At 55.6% G+C, this 21,190-nt stretch carries 18 protein-coding genes; 7 read left to right on the forward strand and 11 right to left on the reverse strand.

Annotated elements, in window-relative coordinates:
* Positions 1-2: 2 nt before the first annotated feature.
* Positions 3-1,775: a branched-chain amino acid ABC transporter ATP-binding protein/permease gene (locus AB4Z52_RS18725; RefSeq protein ID WP_442219422.1), complete on the forward strand. Its 1,773-nt coding sequence runs from the start codon at positions 3-5 to the stop codon at positions 1,773-1,775.
* 10 nt (positions 1,776-1,785) lie between these two features.
* Entirely contained in the window at positions 1,786-2,508 is a 723-nt protein-coding gene (locus AB4Z52_RS18730) for an ABC transporter ATP-binding protein (protein ID WP_442219423.1), read from the forward strand.
* Here the strand turns inward: AB4Z52_RS18730 and AB4Z52_RS18735 are convergent.
* The gene (locus AB4Z52_RS18735; RefSeq protein WP_442219424.1) at positions 2,505-2,951 is read right to left on the reverse strand and encodes a MarR family winged helix-turn-helix transcriptional regulator; all 447 of its coding nucleotides are present in this window, start codon (positions 2,949-2,951) and stop codon (positions 2,505-2,507) included. The two genes, AB4Z52_RS18730 and AB4Z52_RS18735, sit on opposite strands and share 4 nt — an antisense overlap.
* A 56-nt stretch (positions 2,952-3,007) precedes the next feature.
* Here AB4Z52_RS18735 and hmgA point away from each other — a divergent pair, with 56 nt between their 5' ends.
* The 3 genes from hmgA (at position 3,008) to AB4Z52_RS18750 (ending at position 6,366) form a co-directional block, all read left to right on the forward strand.
* Positions 3,008-4,363, forward strand: coding sequence for a homogentisate 1,2-dioxygenase (hmgA, locus tag AB4Z52_RS18740; protein ID WP_442219425.1), 1,356 nt, complete (start codon positions 3,008-3,010; stop codon positions 4,361-4,363).
* Between the two features lie 4 nt (positions 4,364-4,367).
* Positions 4,368-5,675: a fumarylacetoacetase gene (gene fahA / locus AB4Z52_RS18745; protein WP_442219426.1), complete on the forward strand. Its 1,308-nt coding sequence runs from the start codon at positions 4,368-4,370 to the stop codon at positions 5,673-5,675.
* A gap of 79 nt (positions 5,676-5,754) precedes the next feature.
* A complete protein-coding gene (locus AB4Z52_RS18750; RefSeq protein ID WP_442219427.1) occupies positions 5,755-6,366 on the forward strand; it encodes an NAD(P)-dependent oxidoreductase in 612 nt (203 codons plus the stop codon).
* Between the two features lie 301 nt (positions 6,367-6,667).
* Here the strand turns inward: AB4Z52_RS18750 and AB4Z52_RS18755 are convergent, their stop codons facing one another.
* The 6 genes from AB4Z52_RS18755 to AB4Z52_RS18780 all read right to left on the reverse strand — a co-directional run bounded on the left by AB4Z52_RS18755 (position 6,668) and on the right by AB4Z52_RS18780 (position 14,191).
* The gene (locus AB4Z52_RS18755) at positions 6,668-7,552 is read right to left on the reverse strand and encodes an SMP-30/gluconolactonase/LRE family protein (protein WP_442219428.1); all 885 of its coding nucleotides are present in this window, start codon (positions 7,550-7,552) and stop codon (positions 6,668-6,670) included.
* A 27-nt stretch (positions 7,553-7,579) separates the two neighbouring features.
* Positions 7,580-8,236: an EthD family reductase gene (locus tag AB4Z52_RS18760; protein ID WP_442219429.1), complete on the reverse strand. Its 657-nt coding sequence runs from the start codon at positions 8,234-8,236 to the stop codon at positions 7,580-7,582.
* Between the two features lie 93 nt (positions 8,237-8,329).
* Positions 8,330-9,415: a substrate-binding domain-containing protein gene (locus tag AB4Z52_RS18765; RefSeq protein WP_442219430.1), complete on the reverse strand. Its 1,086-nt coding sequence runs from the start codon at positions 9,413-9,415 to the stop codon at positions 8,330-8,332.
* 458 nt (positions 9,416-9,873) lie between these two features.
* Positions 9,874-10,635, reverse strand: a complete 762-nt coding sequence (locus tag AB4Z52_RS18770) for an SDR family NAD(P)-dependent oxidoreductase (protein WP_442219431.1) — start codon at positions 10,633-10,635, stop codon at positions 9,874-9,876.
* Positions 10,636-10,703: 68 nt separating this feature from the next.
* Positions 10,704-11,699, reverse strand: a complete 996-nt coding sequence (locus AB4Z52_RS18775) for an ABC transporter permease (RefSeq protein WP_442219432.1) — start codon at positions 11,697-11,699, stop codon at positions 10,704-10,706.
* Entirely contained in the window at positions 11,696-14,191 is a 2,496-nt protein-coding gene (locus tag AB4Z52_RS18780) for an ATP-binding cassette domain-containing protein (RefSeq protein ID WP_442219433.1), read from the reverse strand. Before AB4Z52_RS18780 ends, AB4Z52_RS18775 begins: the two co-directional genes overlap by 4 nt.
* 463 nt (positions 14,192-14,654) lie before the next feature.
* On the opposite strand from AB4Z52_RS18780, the gene AB4Z52_RS18785 reads away from it, so the two are divergent.
* On the forward strand, positions 14,655-15,404 hold the full coding sequence (locus AB4Z52_RS18785) for an SDR family NAD(P)-dependent oxidoreductase (protein WP_442219434.1): 750 nt from the start codon (positions 14,655-14,657) through the stop codon (positions 15,402-15,404).
* A 51-nt stretch (positions 15,405-15,455) separates the two neighbouring features.
* Here AB4Z52_RS18785 and AB4Z52_RS18790 read toward each other — a convergent pair whose 3' ends face one another.
* On the reverse strand, positions 15,456-16,613 hold the full coding sequence (locus tag AB4Z52_RS18790) for an MFS transporter (protein WP_442219435.1): 1,158 nt from the start codon (positions 16,611-16,613) through the stop codon (positions 15,456-15,458).
* Positions 16,614-16,850: 237 nt separating this feature from the next.
* Here AB4Z52_RS18790 and AB4Z52_RS18795 point away from each other — a divergent pair, with 237 nt between their 5' ends.
* The gene (locus AB4Z52_RS18795; protein ID WP_442219436.1) at positions 16,851-17,735 is read left to right on the forward strand and encodes a LysR family transcriptional regulator; all 885 of its coding nucleotides are present in this window, start codon (positions 16,851-16,853) and stop codon (positions 17,733-17,735) included.
* Positions 17,736-18,149: 414 nt separating this feature from the next.
* On the opposite strand, the gene AB4Z52_RS18800 is transcribed toward AB4Z52_RS18795, so the two are convergent.
* From AB4Z52_RS18800 to AB4Z52_RS18810, 3 genes are all read right to left on the reverse strand, one after another.
* Complete coding sequence (locus tag AB4Z52_RS18800) at positions 18,150-18,941, reverse strand: SDR family NAD(P)-dependent oxidoreductase (protein ID WP_442219437.1); 792 nt, start codon at positions 18,939-18,941, stop codon at positions 18,150-18,152.
* A 281-nt stretch (positions 18,942-19,222) separates the two neighbouring features.
* Positions 19,223-20,032: a sugar phosphate isomerase/epimerase family protein gene (locus tag AB4Z52_RS18805; RefSeq protein ID WP_442219438.1), complete on the reverse strand. Its 810-nt coding sequence runs from the start codon at positions 20,030-20,032 to the stop codon at positions 19,223-19,225.
* A 322-nt stretch (positions 20,033-20,354) separates the two neighbouring features.
* Complete coding sequence (locus AB4Z52_RS18810; RefSeq protein ID WP_442219439.1) at positions 20,355-20,846, reverse strand: hypothetical protein; 492 nt, start codon at positions 20,844-20,846, stop codon at positions 20,355-20,357.
* Positions 20,847-21,190 lie beyond the last annotated feature (344 nt).

Here is a 21,190-nt window from a genome sequence, read left to right on the forward strand (position 1 = left end):
TCATGCGCCATCTGATCGGAGCTATTTGCCTGGCAGCGCTTGTCGCAATCGCAGTCATGTTCATCGAAAACGAGTTCTATCTACGAACGATGTTTATGATTTGTGTTTACTTGCTCTGCGCGTCGGGCATGAACGTTCTGCTGGGCTATGCGGGACAGAAGTCACTGGGACAAGCCGGACTATTCGCTGCCGGGGCGTACACGGTCGCCCTTCTGACTACACTTTATGGCTTTGGCCCGTGGACCTCGCTGCTCATCGCTTGCGTTGTATCTGCGGTGTTCGGCGTATTCATCGCAGTCCCTTCATTAAGAGTGAAGGGACCAAGTCTGGCGATGGTCACGCTTGCTTTCGGGATCGTCATCGAGAAACTGGTTGCAGATGGGGCCGATATCTTTGGCGGCCCGATGGGGATCTATGCGATCCAGCCGCTCACAATCGGTGATGTGCCTTTCACCGCGCAGCAGTGGGTGTGGTTTGGGCTAGCACTGTGTCTCGTTACGCATCTTCTTTTGCGAAACCTGTTGAAAGGCCGTTTTGGTAGGGCATTCCTATCGCTCCAGGCAGATGAGATCGCTTCGGGAGCGGTCGGAGTTCCTGTCTACCAGTACAAGGTGCTGGCTTTCGTGATTGCTGCGGTCACCTGCGGGCTCGCTGGCGCGTTGGTTGCCCAGCAGAACCAGTACATCAACTCCGACTTCATCAACTTCAACCTTTCTGTCTTCATTCTGCTGCTTGTGCTTTTCGGTGGTAGCGGGTCGCTCTACGGGCCGCTGCTTGGCTCGGTGAGCCTGGTGATCATCGGGGCGGTTCTTGCCCGGTGGACGTGGATTGAACATTTCGTCAATGGTGCACTGCTCCTTTTTGCATTGTTCGCTATGCCGAGAGGGCTGGCCGGGGTGTTGCAGAGCATCCTTCCCAAAAAACAAGCCACTCCGGTCGCCACCGGTCCCGCTGCAACGGCGCCAAAGCTGACGCTCGGGGGCAAGGGTACAGTTTCGACGGGTGGCATCCTGATGACCGTTGATTCCCTTAACAAGGCATTCGGTGGTGTTATCCCGGCAAAGGATGTTTCAATTCGACTGACGGATGGTCATATCCACGCTCTGATCGGACCGAACGGCGCTGGAAAGAGCACGTTCATCAACATGCTAACGGGAGTTATTCGGGCGGATAGCGGCAGTATCAAGCTTCTGGAAGACGATATTACCAGTGACAAAGTGCACAAAATTTGCAGTCGCGGAATTGCGCGAACCTTCCAGAACCTTCGGCTCTTCCAAGATTTGTCGGTTCGGGAAAATGTTTTGCTTGGTCAGCATTCGCGTATGAAGAACGGCTTCTTCTCCTCGCTCCTAGGTTTGCCTAAAGCGCGGAGAGAGGAGGCCAAAGCGTCTCAGAAAGTCGAGGAAGTCCTTGCTTTCGCCGGTCTTACCCAGTTTGCCGATCTTCCTGCTGGAAGCCTGGCTTATGGACTGCAAAGACGCGTTGAGCTTGCCCGTGCGCTAGCTTCCGAACCGAAGCTGCTGTTGCTGGACGAACCGGCTGCAGGTCTCAATCCACAGGAGACTGCCGAACTTGGGCAATTACTTGTCCGTATTCGGGGCGAGGGCGTCACCATCCTACTGATTGAACATCACATGGATCTGGTGATGACCATTTCTGACCATGTGGTGGTCCTGGATTATGGCCAGAAAATCGCGGAAGGGGCGCCGGATATCGTCCAGTCCAACCCGCGCGTCATGGAAGCATATCTCGGCGCTGCCGTCGAAGCGGCTTAAGGAGCAGCCAATGTTAAAATTGGATAATGTCCATCTTGCATACGGTCCGATCACGGCAGTCCGAAGCGCATCGATCGAAGTGCGGGATGGCGAGGTCGTCGCAATCGTCGGCGGAAACGGCGCAGGCAAAAGCACCCTTCTGAAAGGGATAGCAGGTCTGATGCCGGTCCAGTCGGGGAAAATTGCCTTCGACGGCAACGACATCACTCAAGTGCCGCCGCACCTTCGGGTTTCCCGTGGTCTCGCCTTGTCACCGGAAGGTCGTCAGGTTTTTTCTGACCAGTCAGTCTACGACAATCTCAGTCTTGGCGCCTACTTTCGAGGACTTTCGAAAGCTCAGTTGGATGATGAAATCGAGAAGCAATTCGATCTCTTCCCGCGCCTACGCGAAAGGCGAAATCAGCTGTCGGTGACCCTATCTGGCGGCGAGCAGCAAATGCTCGCGATTGCCCGGGCGTTGATGAGCAAGCCGAAGCTGCTGCTGCTGGATGAACCATCACTGGGTCTGGCGCCCAAGATCATCCAGGAAATATTTGCGATCATCGTGTCCTTACGAAAGGCGGGCATCACCATCTTGCTCGTAGAGCAGATGGCGAATATGGCGCTTGCGATCGCCGACCGAGCTTATGTGCTGGAGACTGGAAATGTCACCATGTCGGGCACAGGACAGCAGCTCCTGCATGATCCGAAAGTCCGTGCAGCCTACCTTGGTGTGACGCACAACGCGGCTTAGTCCGAATATTGTGAGGGGTTGAGTGATCCCTCTAACTTTGAAAGCAGAAGAAGGAGCTTGTCAGCATCGGGACCAATCGACCGCAGAAGATTTTTCTCAAAGGCGACAGCTCTCGGAACGATGTCCTCATAGGCTCGCCGACCAGCCGTCGTAAGCGTTAGAATTTCTACTCGACGGTCTTCTTCGCTGCCTCTCCGGCGAAGCCAGCGACGGTCTTCGAGCGCCCGCACGGCCCGGCTGACCTTGGTCTTATGCATCGACGAGTGAAGGCCGATTTCGCGAGCGCCCATTTGTTCGAACTGGCCCAAAGTCGCGAGGACGCGCCATTCCGGAATAGTGAGGTCGTGGTGAGGGCCGTAGACCGTGCGGAACTCCCTCGAAACGGTCGAGGCAATTCGGTTAAGCCGGTAGGGAAGGAACTTTTCAAGATCGAGCATGGTCATCGTTGATAGTTACAAAATTGACAGTTACGTCTGTAACTGAATTAGGAGAAAATATCATGAATGTCCAGAACCCATCCTTCTCCGCAAAGAACAAAGCAGGCGTATCAGCTATTCAAGAGGGATACATGTCCGGCTTTGGAAACGGCTTTGAAACGGAAGCGCTGCCGGGTGCTCTTCCCCTTAGCCGTAATTCACCGCAGAAGGTTGCTTACGGCCTATACGCCGAGCAACTGAGCGGTTCGCCCTTCACGGCTCCCCGAACGACAAATGAGCGCTCTTGGCTCTATCGCATCCGTCCGACAGTTGCGAACTGGGGCAAGTTCGAGAAGGCTGACATCGGTCTCTGGCGAACCGCTCCGGCTCACGAGGTCGACTCCCCAATCGCTCCGATGCGCTGGGACCCGATCCCGCTGCCCGAAGAAAAACTCAGCTTCATCGAAGGTATTCGTACGATCACCACGGCAGGTGACGCTGGTAGCCAGGCAGGGATGGGCGCTCACGTCTACCTGGCGACCCGTTCGATGGAAGACGAATATTTCTATAACGCCGATGGCGAGATGCTCATCGTCCCGGAACATGGCAATCTCCGCTTCTGGACCGAGTTTGGCATCATCGACATAGAGCCCGGCGAAATCGCAATCATTCCGCGCGGCGTTAAGTTCCGCGCCGAGCTCGTCAACGGGCCTGCTCGCGGCTATTTCTGTGAAAACTATGGCGGTGCATTCAGTCTTCCCGAACGCGGACCTATTGGCGCCAACTGCCTTGCGAACCCGCGTGATTTCCTCACTCCGGTTGCGGCGTACGAAGACAAAGACGTTGCCTCCAAGCTCTATGTGAAGTGGTCTGGCAATCTCTGGGTCACCGCTATCGAGCACTCGCCGCTCGATGTGGTCGCTTGGCATGGTAACTATGCCCCTTACAAATATGACCTCCGCCGCTATTCGCCGGTTGGCCCAGTCCTCTATGACCATGCAGATCCGTCGATCTTCACAGTCCTGACGTCGCCGTCGGAAACACCGGGCACAGCGAATATCGACTTTGTCATTTTTCCGGAGCGCTGGCTGGTAGCGGAGAATACATTCCGCCCGCCGTGGTACCATATGAATGTCATGAGCGAGTTCATGGGTCTAATCTACGGTATCTATGACGCGAAGACCGGTGGCGGCTTCGTACCTGGCGGCATCTCGCTCCACAACACGATGTTGCCCCACGGGCCGGACATGGATGCTTTTGAGAAGGCAAGCAATGCGGACCTAAAGCCTCATAAACTCGAGGGCACGCTGGCTTTCATGTTCGAAACGCGATTCCCGCAGAAAGTGACCGCCTTTGCCGCCGAGACGCCGTCTTTCCAAAAAGACTATGGGCAATATGGAGCAAGGCTGACGAAGCACTTCAACCCGAACCAGCGCTGAACAGATGACAAAAATTGACCATACGCATGACCCGAAGCTGAAGAGCTGGGTGGAATCCGCAAACGATAATTCGGATTTCCCGATCCAAAACTTGCCCTTCGGCATCTTCAGTTATGATGGGGCACGACCTAGAGGCGGCGTTAGGATCGGCGATAAGATCCTGGATATCTTCGCTGCTCTCACAGCTGGATTGTTTGCAGGCGATCTTTTTGAAGCCGCTGAAGCCGCTTCGCAGGAGACGTTGAACTCCTTCTTGGCCCTGGGCGAAGGTCCGCGCCGCGCTTTACGCAAGCGACTTTCGAAACTGCTCGCGGAGGGAGCGGAAGAAGCCAAGCGTGTGGCTCGTTGCCTGCACGATTGCGATAATGTGAAAATGCACGTTCCTACCAGGATCGGTGACTACACCGACTTCTACGTAGGTATCCATCATGCGATCAACGTCGGAAAGCTGTTCAGGCCCGACAATCCCTTGTTGCCGAACTATAAGTACGTTCCGATTGGATATCACGGCCGTGCCTCATCCATTCAGCCTTCTGGGACATCGATTAAAAGACCGATGGGACAAACGAAGGCACTTGACGCTGATGCGCCGTGGTTTGGACCCACACAGAGACTGGACTACGAGCTAGAGCTGGGAATCTGGATCGGCCAAGGTAATCCTCAGGGCGAGCCGATTTCCATATCTAAGGCCTCTGCCAGCGCAGCCGGCTTCTGCCTCCTGAACGACTGGTCGGCACGCGATATCCAGGCTTGGGAATACCAACCGCTTGGGCCATTCCTCTCAAAGAATTTTGGCAGCACGATCTCGCCCTGGATCATTACGCCCGAAGCTTTGGCTCCCTTCCAGATTCCGCAGCCCAAGCGTCCACCAGGAGATCCTGAGCCCCTTGCATATCTATTGGATGAACAGGACCAGCAATCCGGCGCCTTCGACATAGAGTTGGAAGTTCTGTTGCAAACGCCTGGACTGGCAAAGCAAGGCTTGCAGCCTCATCGGTTGTCTTTGTCGAATACTCGGCACATGTACTGGACAGTCGCGCAGATGATTGCTCATCACACTGTGAACGGCTGCAACCTGCAGCCCGGTGACTTCTTAGGAACAGGGACAATCTCCGCACCGGATCGCACCGGATTCGGGAGCATGCTTGAAACGACGGAAGGCGGAAAGCATCCAGTCGAATTGGCTTCCGGCGAGCAACGTGCCTTTCTTGAAGACGGTGATGAGGTGATCTTGCGAGCACGAGGACGTCGCGACGGTTATGTGACGATCGGCTTCGGCGAATGCCGAGCAACCATCACTCCAGCTCGGTAACACGAAGGTCACGTCGGTGCGCGGGCGCTCGATGAGGACGCGTACCATCGCTACTGATGAAACTAACAGGAACAAAGTCATGGCACATGTAGCCCTGATCGGCGCGTCTGGAAACGTTGGTTCACGCATATTGCGTGAGCTTGCCAATCGCGGGCACACGGTCACTGCAATTGCCCGAAACGTCGAGAAGATCGAGAACCTGAAGGGGGTGACAAAAGTTGCGGCAGACGTCTGTGACGTCGAAAAGCTCGGCGATCTTCTCAGGGGTCATGCCGCAGTCATCAGTGCAGTTAAGTTTGTGGCGAGCGATTGCCATAAGCTCGTCGCTGCGGTCAGCATTTCTGGTGTCCTTCGGTATATCGTTGTTGGTGGTGCTGGCAGTCTCGAAGTCGCTCCAGGCCAAAAGCTAGTCGATACTCAGTCTTTTCCCGAGGCTTTCAAGGCTGAGGCGAACAAAGGTGCGGATTTCCTAGCCTACCTGAAGGAGGTGGAGGACCTCGAGTGGACGTTCTTTTCGCCGTCAGCGAGGTTCGGGCCGGGCGAGCGAACGGGAAAGTTTCGCTTGGGCTCAGATCAGCTTCTCGTCGTTGACGGTGTTAGCAAAATCTCTTTTGAGGATTATGCCGTCGCGCTCGTCGACGAGCTGGAACGACCTAGGCACATACGGCAAAGGTTCACTGTTGGATACTGACGAAGGGTGCACAGCCGCGGCTGGAATTATGCTTCAGGATCGGCGGGCTCGGGCGGCTCTCATGCTTGCGCCATCTTCCGGTAAGGAGATCGGCGGCCGAACGAATCGCTGAGGTCACCGCACGTTCAGAATAAGGGTAGGCAAAAAATGCTTTCATCTGCTAACCGGAATTCGCTCAGAAGTTATTTTTCGCTATCGCGATGCAATACTAGGTTTCAGGCTTCTGTCTATGAGACGATTGTGATCTTCCACAAGTTTATTCGATCCGCCCCCTAGGTAGAGGCAGATCGGTTCCTTGGGTCTAGAGAGCGAGTTTAGGGCGATGAAGCGGCAGACCGGCGCAGGGCATCTCAACCAACTCGACTGCTGAATGCTCGACCTCGGTGACGATGGCAGTTGCCGTGTTGCCGATGAATGCGATGTTCGTGGCGCGCGACCCGTTTGTGGAGATCACATCGACGAGATTTCCATTGGTATCGAGAACCGAAATACCGCCCTCACCATAGACGGTGCAGTAGAGCCGACCATCAACGCCGAACGCCATACCGTCGGGGCCCGACCAATCCGGGTAGGTTCCATGCTGGTGCACGTTCCCGAAATATTGCCGTTTGGGGTCAGCTTGGGTGAGATCGTAGCGGTACACATTTCCGGTCAGGGTCTCATTGACATACAGCGTCCCATCCTCGTGAAAAGCGAGACCGTTCGCGAACATTAGTCCAGCATCGATGGTCCGCAGAACCTTGGCCGCGACAGGGTCAATTTCGAAGATGCATCCTTCGTAGTCAAAGGTACGATACGCCGGATCGTGAGAGGTGCCAGTGATAAATTTCGTGTCGAGAATGCCGGAATCTGTCAAATATAGAAGTCCGTTAGGACCGAAGCGAAGATCATTCGCCCAGAGAAAGCGCTTCGTGGGATGGGCGATTGTTCGAAGAATTTCGCCAGTCCGACCATAGCAGATGACCTCGCCGTGTCTTGCTTCTGCAACCCAAAGTCTATCCTCCCCGTCGATGGTCATGCCGTTCGGACGGCCGCCGACGTCAATCGTTGGGACGATTCCATCTTTGTAGCTCACACGCGAAACGCAGGCGCGTCCAGCGGCCATCTCGACCGCCCAGAAGCTTCCGTCTGACATTACCACCGGACCTTCGCCCTCGATAATGCCGGTGGCAATTACCTTGTTCATATCCTCACTCCTCCAGGGACATTTCGATTAGCGCTGTGGGATGACGACGAATTCACTAACTGCGAAGCAGCCGATAACTTCGATCTCTCTGTTCGATGAGAACACGGCGTCGGCCACCTCACTCACGGCTTCGGACGCGGTCCAAATCTCAAAGACCGCATCGACGACCTGGTTACCCGCCGCGATCGACTGATCGACGACGATGTCGCGAGCGATGATCGGGTTGATACGGTATTTCCAGCTTTGGCCCCGCTCAGTCATCAATGACCTGATGCGATTGATTGCGTCTTCAAGATCCGCCTCCTCGCAATGTAGGAGGTACAGGTGTTTGGAGGGCAAATCGGCACCGTCGCCGATGAAGACGGAATCGCCAGCCTGTTGGATCAGAAGAGTGACGTCGCTCAGGAAGCCGCGAAGATCGACAATACACGCCTCCTGTTCGGGAGAGGCCATCGACACTCTCATTGCTTCGACATCGTCAAAGTAGAGCTGCGAAATGCCATCAACGCGATGCAGTGCCGAACTCTCGCTTGCCTGTAGCCGCCTGAGTACATGGTTCTGCGAATACGCACGAAGGCCGTCGATCTTGACGACAAGCGGAGCATGAACGTTTCGCCAATGCTGTGTGAAGCTTTTAAAATCAACGCCGTCGCGGTTGCGGATCAAGCCGCTGCGAATAATCATGATCCATCCTTGGTGATGCTTGCCGAGCGTAGTGCCTTGGTCGAAAACTACGACGCGACGGCTCAATGCACCGTCGCGTAGTCCCAATTGTCGTTACTGTTGAATGGCCTTCTTCAGGGCATCAGCCGAAAGAAGCGAAGTGAAGTCTGCATCAGGCGGCAGGTTCTTGTCGCACTTCGGATTCTGGTTCTTGAAGCTGTCGACATAGGTCAGAGGAACAAGATCCGTCGTTTCATCCAGCTTTGTGCCCTCGAATGCAGCAAGGCCTCGGCGTAGCGCGAAGCGAACAATCGTAATCGTGCTGTCGAGCGACATGTACTGCCAGCCCTTGCCAGCGGCTTTATCATCCAGGTATTTGCAGTTGATATCGTTCTGGCTTGCGAGGACGGTCTGCGCCGGGACAGGAAGCCCGGCATCCTGGAATGCTTTGATCCCGGCTAGCGAGATTACGCCGTAGTCGGACATTACAACATCGATTTTCGGATACTTTGCAATCAGTCCCGCTACGACTTTCTGGGCGTCCGCCGGGTTCCAGTTGGTCGCGACATAGTTCTCGTCGAGAAGCTTGAGATCCGGGTAATTCTTCACCTCATCGCGAATGCCTTGCATGATCGCAGTCGAGGTCGCAGCGCCGGGGAAGCCGCCCAGGAAAACAACGTTGCCCGACTTGATGTTCGTGCCTGCCCAACGGGCCATTTCCCTACCGACTTCAGTCATTTCCTGATGGGGATTGGCCGTGTAATCGACGCCAGGAGTCCCCGTGAGTTTGGCGTTGTAAGGTACGACAACGGCGCCAGCCTGCATTGCTGTACGGTAGGCGGGGAGTGCGGCATCGCCGAAATCCGCGAATGTCATAATGATATCATAGCCCTGAGCTACAAAACTGTTGATGTCGCTGTTGTACTTTTGTGCGTCACCGCCCGCGTCAGAGTAAGCGATCTTATTGACGTTCGGGCAACGGCTCGCTTCGTCCTTCATCTCTTGGAATGCAATCTTCCGCCAGGTGTTTCCGCCGTAGCCATCGATCATGGCGAGGCTAGCCGGTTTGTCGCCGCAGATTTTGGAAATGTCGGCGCCTGTCCCGAGCTTCGCAAAGTCTGCCGCGAATAGGGGCCTTGCTAAGGCGGTAGCCAGCAGGCTTCCCATAAGTGCTAGACGAAAGAACACTGAAAATGTCATTTTAAACTCCTCCCAAGCGACGTCGATAAAGCCGCGTCGACCGTCGCGTTCGACTTGCGGCGCGTGAGCTTCGTCCTCCCGACGAGAGCTTTCCCGATATAAAACCGATCGTCTGAAAATTTGCTTTTATCTAACCGTTATGTCAATAGCGAATGAACGAACAGGATATCGAATCCGTCATATTGCATAAAAACCGTAATATAAACGATTGAAATCCGTGGTATTTCTCGTGTTCTGTTACGCCAAATTGTGAAGCTGGTCGGTTTCCTTAAACTGCCGCTGCGGAAAGCGAAAAGGTCGATTTCGCACGGACGTTTTCCCCGCGAAATCGACCTTCTCGCCCTTGGTCCGCCTTCGGCATCGACGACGTCAACCAAATTTCGGTGACACTGGTGAACGCTTAGGAATGTGTCTGCTTAAGGCAGAGTGTTCGGGGCACTCCTCGATTACGCAGGTGCTCAGCCCTTGGTGTATCCGCCGTCTACATCGAGTCTTGCACCTGTAATGCCCGTGGACAGGTCGGAGAGAAGATAGACAAAGGCGTCAGCGATTTCGGAAGGCTCGATGAAGCGGCCAATCGGCTGATCGTTCAGCCAGATATCGGCGATCTGCGGATTGGTGCGCTGAGTTTGTCGGACCATCGGGGTAGCGGTGTAGCCGGGCGCGACAGAATTCACGCGAATGCCTTCGCTTGCCCATTCGACACCGAGAAGGGCGGCGAGGTGAGCTGCTGCCGCCTTCGCCGCGCCATATGCGGCGGTTCGCTCCGGCCGAACGACCTTCGTGGCCGCGATCGAAGACGTGATAACGATCGAACCGCCCCGTCCACGCATCTGTCTGCCGAATGCGCGACAGCAATAGAAGACGCCATCAAGATTGACGGCGACGATTTTTCGCCAAGCCTCGTCGGGAAAGTCGAATGCCGAATGCATTTCGACATATCCAGCATTTGCGGCAAGCCCTTTAACTGGACCCAACTCCTTCTCGATCTGAGCGGCAATCCGATCAACCTCGGCGGAGTCGGTGACGTCCAGTCCGTAAGCGCGGACAGTCGCCTTGGTCTCGGCGCTCAGTTGGTCCGCCACCGCGCGGGCTCCCTCTGCGTTCACATCGGTGATCGCGACTTTAGCCCCGAGCTGTGCGAGCGCGGCGGCGATTTTTGCGCCGATCCCGCTTGCCCCACCCGTTACGACATACACGTTGCCTTCAATGCCCTTCATAAAACTGTAGTCCTTCGATTTCATTCAGATTTTATTTGGTCGGTCGCGGCGGTTTAGCCCGATGATTTTCACTTGCCCCGAAATAGCTCAGGGAGATATCGAACGGTGACCGCCAGAATAATGGCCAACGCCTGGACCAGAAGCTGGACGGCTGTGCCAGCGCCAAGGGCAAGAACCATCTGTCCCAGCTGAACCATGAACACAGCTGCCACGCCACTCGCGACAACACTACCTCGACCGCCGGTGAAGGGGGTTCCGCCAACGACAACGGCAGCGATGGCAGGGAGAAGGTAATCGTTGCCTGCGGTCTGCGAGGCGGAGCCGATGAACCCTGCGAAGAGAATTCCCGCCACCGCGAAACAGACCGCTGCAATTCCATAGGTGGCAACTTGGTAACGTAAGATCGGAACGCCTGCTGCGGTGGCCGCTGCGGGATTAGCCCCGACTGCCACAAACCGTCGGCCGAAGACTGTCCGGCGGGTAACGACGCTGATGAAAATGATAAATAGAAGCGCCAGAATGATCGTCATGGGCACGCCAAAAAGTGTCTGGTGCGAAAAAGCGGCCAGCTCACTTGGAGCGCTCATAGGGCTGCCGCCGGATATCGTGCGGATAGCTCCTAAAAGGATCGCATTCGTCGCTAGGGTGACAACAATCGGTGTGATGTTGACGCGCGATACGAGCAGCCCATTGAAAACGCCGAACACGTAGGCGAGAACAAGCGTGACGGGCGTCGCAATCAACAGCGAACCAGTGACAAACCCGAGCTTTGCAAAAACAAGGCCCGAAATCGTCATCATTCCTGCGAGAGACATGTCGAGACCCCGTTGCTGGATAACGATCGTCTGCCCGGCCGCCACGATCGCCAAGATACCCGCAAAAGGAAGCATCGAGTAGATAGAGGCAGCGCGGATCGTTCCAGGGGCGACCGCCGCGCTAACTGCAAAGAGCAAGGCAGTGCCAACCCAAATCCAGGCGAACTCGTTGGTCATCGCATTTCGAAGTTTCACGGCTAGTGCGTCCGAGTACGTCATCGTTGCCTTTTCTGAGACTATGCTACTCATGCCGCGATCACCTTCTGTCTGCTCTTCGAGTAGAGTGCCACTGCTGCAAGGATTAGGCCGCCCAGCAGGTAGGATTGCCATGCCTGGTCGAGACTGAGGAACGAGGTGACGGCGTTGATCTGAGTGATGAAAATCGCTCCGAGGAGGGCTCCGACGAATGAGCCTCGTCCGCCAAAGAGGCTAGCGCCGCCAATAACGACTGCAGCAATCGAGGAAAGCGTGTAGCCCAGGCCGGAGCGAGGATCGCCGATGCCGACCTGCTGCATCATTGTGATTGATGCGATACCGGCCATCACAGAGCAGCCGACGTAGGCAATAAAGCGAGTTCGGCGCGGGTTGACACCGGCTACGCGAGCCGCCTCGGGGCGAGACCCAAATCCTCGAATCGAGACGCCAATGGCTTTCCGATAAAGCGCCAGCTCGAACAGAAGTGCGACGACGATTGCGACTAGGAACGTTACAGGGACGAAACCGATCCGCGTTGCCAGGGTCGACAGGACAGTGCCGTCGATCATGCCACCAGGTACGGGTCGCAGGAGAAGCGCGACGGCCTGCACCGCCATGTAGGTTGAAAGCGTTGCGATCATCGGATGCAGCTTGATCGGGTCGACCAGGATCCAATTGACCACACCGACAAGTGCTGCAACGACTATGACAAGGCCCCAACCCATCGCCTGCGTTTCAATGGGCATGCCCTTGATGAGGAAAAACGAGGCAACCACCTGTGACAAGCCCATTAGCGGCCCGACTGACAAGTCGATACCCCCTACGAGCATCAAAAGCTGCTGCCCGTAGGCTACTAAGGCCAATGTGGCGACGAGGGTCATCATTCCGGCGAGACTTCGGGGGGATATATAGAACGGGTTCCAGAATGCAGCCGTCACGCCAAGGATCAGGATTGCTGCAGCAACCATCGCAAGCGGCGCCGCGTCGCCTGCAGCCCATTTCCAGATCGGGCTGCTTTGATGATAGGCCTTCTCCCGCTGGCTCGTTGATTTGAGGACCGCTGCGGTGATGTGATCTTCAGTCACCTTCTCGCCAGACAAGGTCTCGACGACCTGACCACGCGAGAAGATAGCCACCCGGTCGCTAAGCCCTGCAACTTCCTGGGCATCGGACGAGACGACAATCACCGCTACGCCCTTTGCGGCCGTGTCCCTAAGGACTTTGTAGATCTCGGCGCGAGCGCCGACGTCCACGCCTTGCGTTGGTTCATCGACGAGAAGAACGCTGGGATTGGTGGCTAGGACCGATGCCAGGACCACCTTTTGCTGGTTGCCGCCCGAAAGCGAACGAATTGGTGTCTCGATACCAGGTGTCTTCACCGCAAATCGCTTTACGGCATCTCGCGACCGGCGCTGTTCCGACCCCGGACTGACGAACCCGCCGATCAGATCTGCTGCGGGGCTTCGAGAAGAGAAGTTCTCCCGAACTGTCAGGTCTGCAAAGATACCTTCCCGATGGCGGTCTCCCGGCAGATAAGAGACGCCGGCGCCCATCGCATCCTTTGTCGATGAAAATATAAGGGATTTTCCCGAGATGGAGAGGGTTCCCCGTCCTTTAGCCAACCCGGCAAGCGCCCGCATGAACTCACGCTGGCCGTTAGCGTCGATGCCAGCAAGGCCCAGGATTTCGCCCTTGCTAACGCTCAATGTAACGTTCGAAAAACCAGGACCGGAAAAGTCACACACGTCAAGCACAGCGGGACCGATGTTGGTTCCTGCTTTCTCCGGGAAGGCACGGTCGAGCGATGTTCCTACGATAAGGGAGACGATCTGGTCTTCGGAAAGCGTGGAAGCGTCGTACGTGCCTTGGCCTTCACCATCCCGTAGAACCGTCAGCCGGTCGGCCACTGCTTGCACCTCGCGAATTCGGTGCGAAATGTAGATGACAGCCGCACCGCGAGCCGTCACTTCCCGAATTCGTACAAACAGTCTTTTAACGTCCTCAGCCGCCAGATGCTCGGTCGGTTCATCGAGAACGAGAACTTTTGGCTCGCAAGCGAGCGCCTTGACGATTTCAACGATGAACCGTTGCTCCGGATTGAGGGTAACGACGTGGGCCCTAACATTGATAGCGACGTCGGAACTCCACCGCTGCAGCAACTGACCCGCCCATTGCGACAGGTTTGAAAGAGACGGGCGCTTCGATTCCGGCAAGCCGAGATAGAGGTTCTCTCCTACGGTCAGGTCTGGCATCAGGGAAGGTTCCTGACGCACAATTGCCAATCCTAGATCGCGAGCGAGTTGGGGATCGCCACGCACTTCCCGAGCGGCAATCTTGATAATGCCCTGCTCAGCCAAAAGGGCGCCAGATGCAACCCCCATAAGCGTCGATTTACCGGCCCCATTTTCCCCGACGAGGCCATGTACTTCGCCCGCGCGGACGTCAAAGGTGATCTCGTGAAGTGCCCGCACTCCGGGGAAAATCTTGCAGACGCCAGACATTTCCAGAAGCAGTTCGTCTCGGGGAGCTACGACAGATATCGTCATCTTGCTGCCCGCCTCCGGTATTCGTGCTGAATAAGCGACGCGCATAGGTGCGCATGAGCAAAAGCTCGCGTCAGTGACACGCTGAATCCTCCTAGTGCGACGACCGCGCTTTGGCGTCGTCCTCCTCCTGCGGCGCACTCCTTTGCGCCACTGCCGTGGGGCGTGAAACCCCGACCCATATTCTTTGATAGCGAAGCGATTTGTCAATAAAATATTTCTGTAGAGAAGCGGCGGCTAATTTTCTACGGGCTGTTTCGCGCTTGAAAAGCCTGCTGTAAAAGCATTTTTTGACCTGTCGATGCGAGTTAAATCGGTTCGTGTGTCTTAATATACATTGCGTCCGCCAATTTCGTCAGAAAATGATGTCTCCAAAAAAAATTCGCATACAACGAAGTTATTCGCTATATGGGGATAAATCCATGCTGCATGCGAAGGTTTCGCTTACACACCCAAGGAGGAATTCATGCTACTGAAAGACCGTATTGCGTTTGTGACCGGAGCTGGTCAGGGGAACGGAGCTGCAATCGCACTGGGCCTAGCGGCTCAGGGTGCTCGGGTCATCGCAACGGATATTAACGGCGAAGCCGCTAAGCGGACAGCCAACGAGATCAAGAGGAAGGGCGGCGAAGCTTGGTCCTGGACGCTCGACGTCACCAACGCAGACGCCTGCTACGCAATCGCCAAGGAAGTTGAAGAGGTCGCCGGGCAGGTATCGATCCTCATAAACAATGCTGGGATTTGCCCTCGCAACACGATTGACAGCCCGGACGTCCGCAAATCCTGGGACGCGGCCCTGAGGGTCAACCTTGACGGCACGCTGAATGTTACCCTGGCATTCGTCCCAGCACTGCGGGCGACGAAGGGAACCATCATCAATATGGCTTCCATTGCATCTTTCGTGTCGACGGCAACTTCCATTAGCTATTCGACATCGAAGGGTGCTGTGAAAATGCTTACTCAAAACCTCGCCCAGGAGCTGGCGAAGGACGGTGTTCGCGTCAATTGCATCGCACCTGGCACGTTTAAGACACCGATGACAACTGCAACGACCAGTGACCCGCAGCGCTCGGAGAAGTTTCTCAATCGCATCCCGCTGGGACGCTTCGGTGAACCGGAAGAATTGGTGGGGCCCACCGTCTTCCTGGCGTCCGACATGTCCACGTACGTCACAGGTTCGACGTTGGTCGTCGATGGCGGCTATCTCGCCGTGTGAGATCCGTCTGATTCCGAGGGAGGGCCAGCCAAGCCCCTCCTCTGCGTTTCCTTATTGGGCGCCGTTTTTTCTCGAAGAGGGAATTGCGGGCGGAAGGATTGAGCGAAGCAACGCCAGTGCACCCGACACGGCGCAGACTAAGCAAACACCTGTCCAGCCAAACCATTCCCAAGCGACGCCTCCGATCGTCGCGCCAAGTGTCATGCCGATCATCGCGGCACTCATCAGCAATCCGTTGAGGCGGCTGCGTGCTTCGGGATCGATAGAGTTGACGATCGTCTGGTGCGAAACGAGACCTGCCATGACGCCGAGATCAAACAAGACGGTACCTGCGATCAGGACAGGAAGTGACGTTGGAAAAAGCAGCATCAATGCGAAAGCGAGGCAAACAAGTCCCGCGCCAATTCGAATTGCAACTGCCGGACCGCGACGGTCGGAAAGTCGTCCGAAGAGTGGCGCTGCTAATGCTCCCGCTGCGCCTGCCAAGCCAAACATGCCTGCCGCCGAAGCTCCCAGATTGAAGGTCGCTCCGGTGAGCATCACAGCAAGTACCGACCAGAACGCCCCCAGAGGCGCCGCCAGCAAGGCTTGGGTCAGGAGTGCCTTCCGTAGGCTTCCGTGTCGAATCAAAAGCACCCATAGGCTTCTTAGAAGATTGCCGTACGAACTGCGAAGCGTTGAAGGCTGTTCGGGTAGCCAGCGCCAAACCGCGATATTTACGAGCGCGACCAGTGCCGCCGCAGTTCCATAGATGGCACGCCAACCGAATGCGTCGCCAATGATGCCGCTGACGGTGCGCGACAAGAGGATGCCGCAAAGCAGACCCGTTGTGACGATTCCGATCGTGTGACCGCGATGCTGGTGGGTCGAGAGGTGAGCCGCCATCGGGACATAGTCTTGGCCAAGGCTTCCCAGAATGCCCAGAACAACGCTGGCGGAGAGCAGAACAGCAAACGTTGGCGCAATTGCAGCGACAACAAGTGCGGCTACGAGCAACGATGCCTTGATCAGAACCAGACGCTTGCGCTCAAAGAAATCGCCGAGTGGAGCCAACAACAGCATGCCAGTGGCATAACCGGCTTGGGTCAACGCTGGCAGTAGGATCGTCTGTTTCGAGGAAGAACCGAACGAGTGAGCAATGAGAGGGAGAACCGGCTGGTTGTAATAAACACTTGCGACACCGACGCCGGACCCGATGGCGAGAAGCATAATCAATGCTCCACTGACGTGCTCGGCTCTGTCCGCAGTGCGAGACGCACCAGAGCTGCTGGTCATTTGAATTTGTGCTGACATTTGTTTCTACCTTTTGCGTAACCTCCCTGCAGCCAAGTTATTGACGATTCGGCTAGCGTTAAAGTAGGCAATGATACAATCTGAGGAGACCTTATGTCGTCAATAGGAGATAGAGGTTGATCGCCGAGGACCATTTAAGAGGGATCGCGACCTTTGTCTGCGCAGCAGAAGCAGGCGGTTTTCACCCAAGCGGCAGTGCGGCTGGGAATATCAAAGTCCGGTGTGGCGAAGAGCGTGCTGCGGTTAGAAAACCGACTAGGCATTCGGCTTTTCAACAGGACGACCCGACGTTTCGCCTTAACTGCTGACGGGCAGGCGTTTTACGAAGCATGTGCCAAAGTCCTCGCCGACTTGGAGGGTGCACAAGACGCTCTGAGCACGAACGTCCTTCGACCGCGGGGAACGCTGAAGGTCGACTTGCCCGTAGTTTTCGGGCGGCGCTGGGTTCTGCCGATCCTGCTCGACATAGCGGACCGGTACCGTGAGCTATCGATGGAGGTCACTTTTACTGGTCGGCAGATCGATCCAATTGAAGAAGGCGTTGATCTCGTTCTCCGCATCGGAGATCTCGCCGACAGTTCCAGCCTAGTAGCTCGACTGCTCGGGATACAAAAATCGGTTTTGTGCGCCGCCCCTCATTACATTGATCGCTTTGGTCATCCGGAATCGATAACGGTTCTCAGCGATCATTCCTGCATCGTATTGGCTGGTAGTGGACAAGTGATGCAATGGATATTTGCCGACGAAGCAGGAGGATTCAGCCCATACCCGGTTTCCGGTCGCCTGATCTTCAATGATGCTGATGCAGTTTGCGAGGCCGCGCTAGCAGGGCAGGGCATCGCATTGCTGGCGACGTGGTTGATTGCTGATCATCTAAGAGATGGTCGCCTCGTCCCGATTCTTCCGAACGTCGAAACGCGTGGATTTCCGATCTATGCAATTTGGCCGCGTTCGCGTCTTACCGCTCCGAAGGTAAGGGTAGTCATTGATGAACTAGTCGCGCGATTTTATCCTCGGCCCCCTTGGAACCAAGACTAATTCCATAGTTGTCAACACAGAAAATCTCAGCAGCTGTGCCGCGTACGGCTTGAAGCCACCAAGGTAAATAATTGATACAGACAAATCTCTCAATGCGGTCGCCTATATCCAGCGTAACGAAGTCAAAAAGCGGGCGATTTGCTGGCCGCGCCGAAGAGTTTCGCCCCCGAGACATTGCCTTTCAGTGCCGCGGCGTCCGGTGCGCGGCAAGTCAGAGAACCAACGGCTCTTGCTGTTATGAGATCGCCCATATGTGCAAGACAACGAACGCGCGTTCACTGCAGTGAATGGCAGTAAGCTGCTGGCGATCACAATGCCATCCCCGTGATCGCCAAAACTTCAAAGCTTCGTCATTTGCCGGGGCCTAAAAGTTGGAATGACAGTCAGGCCTGCGGGCTGGGTAGACCACGCCGACTATGGTTTTGAGCTCGGACGTCCAGGGATATGGCTTAGGATTGACTTTGAGAAGCCGCCGTCGACGCAGAGGTCTTGACCGGTGATGTAACCCGCAAGTGGGCTTATCAGGAATTCAATTGCATTAGCAATGTCTCTTGGATCGCCGATCCTCGAAAGTGGGATCAGATCCTCTCTTGCCCGCTTGATCGCTGGGTCGGCGTATAGGTTTTCAGACATTGGGGTACGGGTCATCCCCGGAGAAACGATATTTACGCGAATGCCATCCGGCGCCCATTCTAAGGCGAGAGTCTGCGCAAGCATATTTAGCGCCGCTTTGGTTGGACTATATGCTCCTGATCCCGCATGGGGTATGTGCCCCGACATAGAAGATGTGAAGCATGCGGCGCCCCGGCTCTGCTTCAAATGCGGATAGCAATGTTTGGCCAGAAGCCATGCGCCGCGAGTGTTGATCTCGAACATCTTGTCCCATTCGGCAACGGACAGATTACAGATAGTACCAGGGCTTGCTACGCCGGCATTAGCAACGAGAGCGTCAAGACCGCCGAATTCCGATACCGCCGCCTCTACGAGGCTTGGGGCCACATCGACGTTACTCAAGTCGCCTGACAAGGCAATAGCATCGCCTCCCAAAGCGCGCACTGAACGTGCAACTTCCTCTTGCGGTTCGGATGAACCAAGCCCACACACGGCGATCTGGGCACGCTCGCCTCTTGATGCTGCGGCTTCTGCAATCCGGATGCAAGCCGCCGCGCCGATTCCGCGGCTTCCTCCACTCACTAAAACTCTCATAAATGCCTCTCCTATTGGACGGTCAAAAGATAATATGGAATTCGCTTCCAAATCGCAACACAGTTCTAAACGTTGCCATGTTCTAAGATTTGTTGCCAGGGTACTCATCTTGAGTGAGAGGTTGCCAGCTTTGGCGTGTGATCTGATCCACATTCAAACGGGGTTCGCATCGACCCCGTGGTATCCGCCTCTTTCAGGTAGTACCGCGGCTGACCGCTCACTCAATCACAGAAGTTGCGGAGAAATTCAGCATACGAAGAGGGATTGCGATATGGGGTTCATCACTCGATGTTCCAGCCCCTTTTTTTGAGTTCCTGCAGTCCCTTCTTGATCTCCAATAGCGGTTCTTCCTCGCGAATAATCTCGAGAACCACGCGGTCGATACTGAAAACTGAATCGATGGCGCGTCCCAGACCCTCAAAGTCTATGATCCCCGTACCGATGGGGTCGTGACCCCACACGTCCGTCCCCGTATCCGAGATATGCACGAGACCGATGTGCGTGTGATGCGATAGAAGACTGGCTACCGGATCCTCGCCTATATAGGCCGCGTTCGCGACGTCATAGACGATGCCCAGGTTTTCGCATTTGATCTCCTCGACGACACCGACCAGTTCACCGATAGTCGGCCTGAAGCAATATGGGGTATTCTCCATGAGCAGCCGCACGCCGGCTTGCTTCGCAACCGGCAGAAGCACGTCAAGACTTTCACGTAGCCAGTCAAGGGCTTGCGGGATCGTGGGGGAAATCATCGGGCGTCGCGTCCCTGGAGAGACTACAACGTCGGTTACGCCCCAGTCGACCGCAAGATGGATGACATCTCTGATATGGTCCGAGCTCTTGCGCCTCATGTTTGCGCCAGGGCTGGTGAGATTGATATCGTAACCGCCGGCGTTCAGCGACCTAACACTTGCCCCGTGGTCCTGCAGTTGCTTCCTCGCGTCCGATCGCAATCCTGTCGACATCTCGTCAGGCCAGCAGTGTGGGGAACTCACGGGAACTTCAAAGTCCTTAAAGCCATGTCGGATGAGTTCAGACATCGCCTCGATCGCAGTGGATTTCCAAAGATAGGAAAAGGTATTGATAATCATTGATGTCTCCCTGTCGCCTTAGCGTTACATCCGAGATGCGTTGATCGTGATTTTGTTCCGGTATCGCCGAACGGCCGCCGCAAGATTAAAGTCGAGATTTGGTTGATTGACTTGCAATCGCTCTACGCCCCGCAGCTGTCGCGGTATTCGCCCAAAATGCCCCGGGGGATAAGCATCATTTCGAACCTGGAACAACCCAGGCCAAAAAGGTGGTTTAGGGAATCGAGCGGAGTACCGGCTCGTGCACGAGTAGGTGTTCATAGTATAGGCGGCATTCACCTGCGTCACTTCTGGCTCCTCTTTTGGCAAGTTCGGGTGGGACCTAAGACAGCGCGAAATTTAGCAGAGCGTCTTCGCCTAGTTGGACGGACACGTCGCCCGGATCGGTAACTTCGAGTGCACCACAGAGGCTTCCCGTCGTGATAATCGAGCCTGCCCTGAGCGCTGCGGCAGGCCTGGATCGATTGTTCGCTTGATCGCAGAGCCAGGTAAGGGCGTCTTTCGTCGGATGCTGTGCAGCAGCATCAAAGGCAACTTGCTTGTTGAGCCAAATCTTAAGGGGGAAACTCGAACCGGACCTAAGGACTGCTAAGGGTAGGGCTGGCCCTCTTACATAGCCCATGTTTCCAAGGCGGTCTGCCAGAAAGGCCAGGAAGGAAACGCTGCCGCCTTCCGAAATGCCGCTCCAAACCAGTTCTGCGCCAAGGTAAACCTCGGCAATTGCGGCCTCGATGTCGGCCCGCTCGTAGGCCTTGTCCGTTCGAATAGGAAGATCCTGGCGAAGCTTCACCGCAATCTCCACCTCGATTTTCATACCTTTTCGCCAAGCGATTATCGGCTCGGGCGGATTGTCTAAGTATGGATGAAGTGGTGCGGCGACCGGGTCACCGTCGGGCGATTTGGCCACCTTCCAACCCGAGGCGTGTGCTCCTTCAAGCTTCAGCAATTGGCTCTGTACCTCAATTGCGTCCTGAAACGCTAAAGGCAATTTCACCAGCTGATCGGTCAGAATCTGGATTCCCTCACGACGCAGGCTGTAAAGTTGATGAGCCAGAGCAATTACATCAGGAGTAGCTAGTATTGGTGTCATGTTTGCCTCTTGAGTTCATTCGAACGGTGTCGCTTGAAAGATGACCGTTCAAAATCGTGCGCCCTTGA

This window comes from Rhizobium sp. 2YAF20, assembly GCF_052114685.1.
In the GTDB taxonomy this organism is placed as follows: domain Bacteria; phylum Pseudomonadota; class Alphaproteobacteria; order Rhizobiales; family Rhizobiaceae; genus Rhizobium.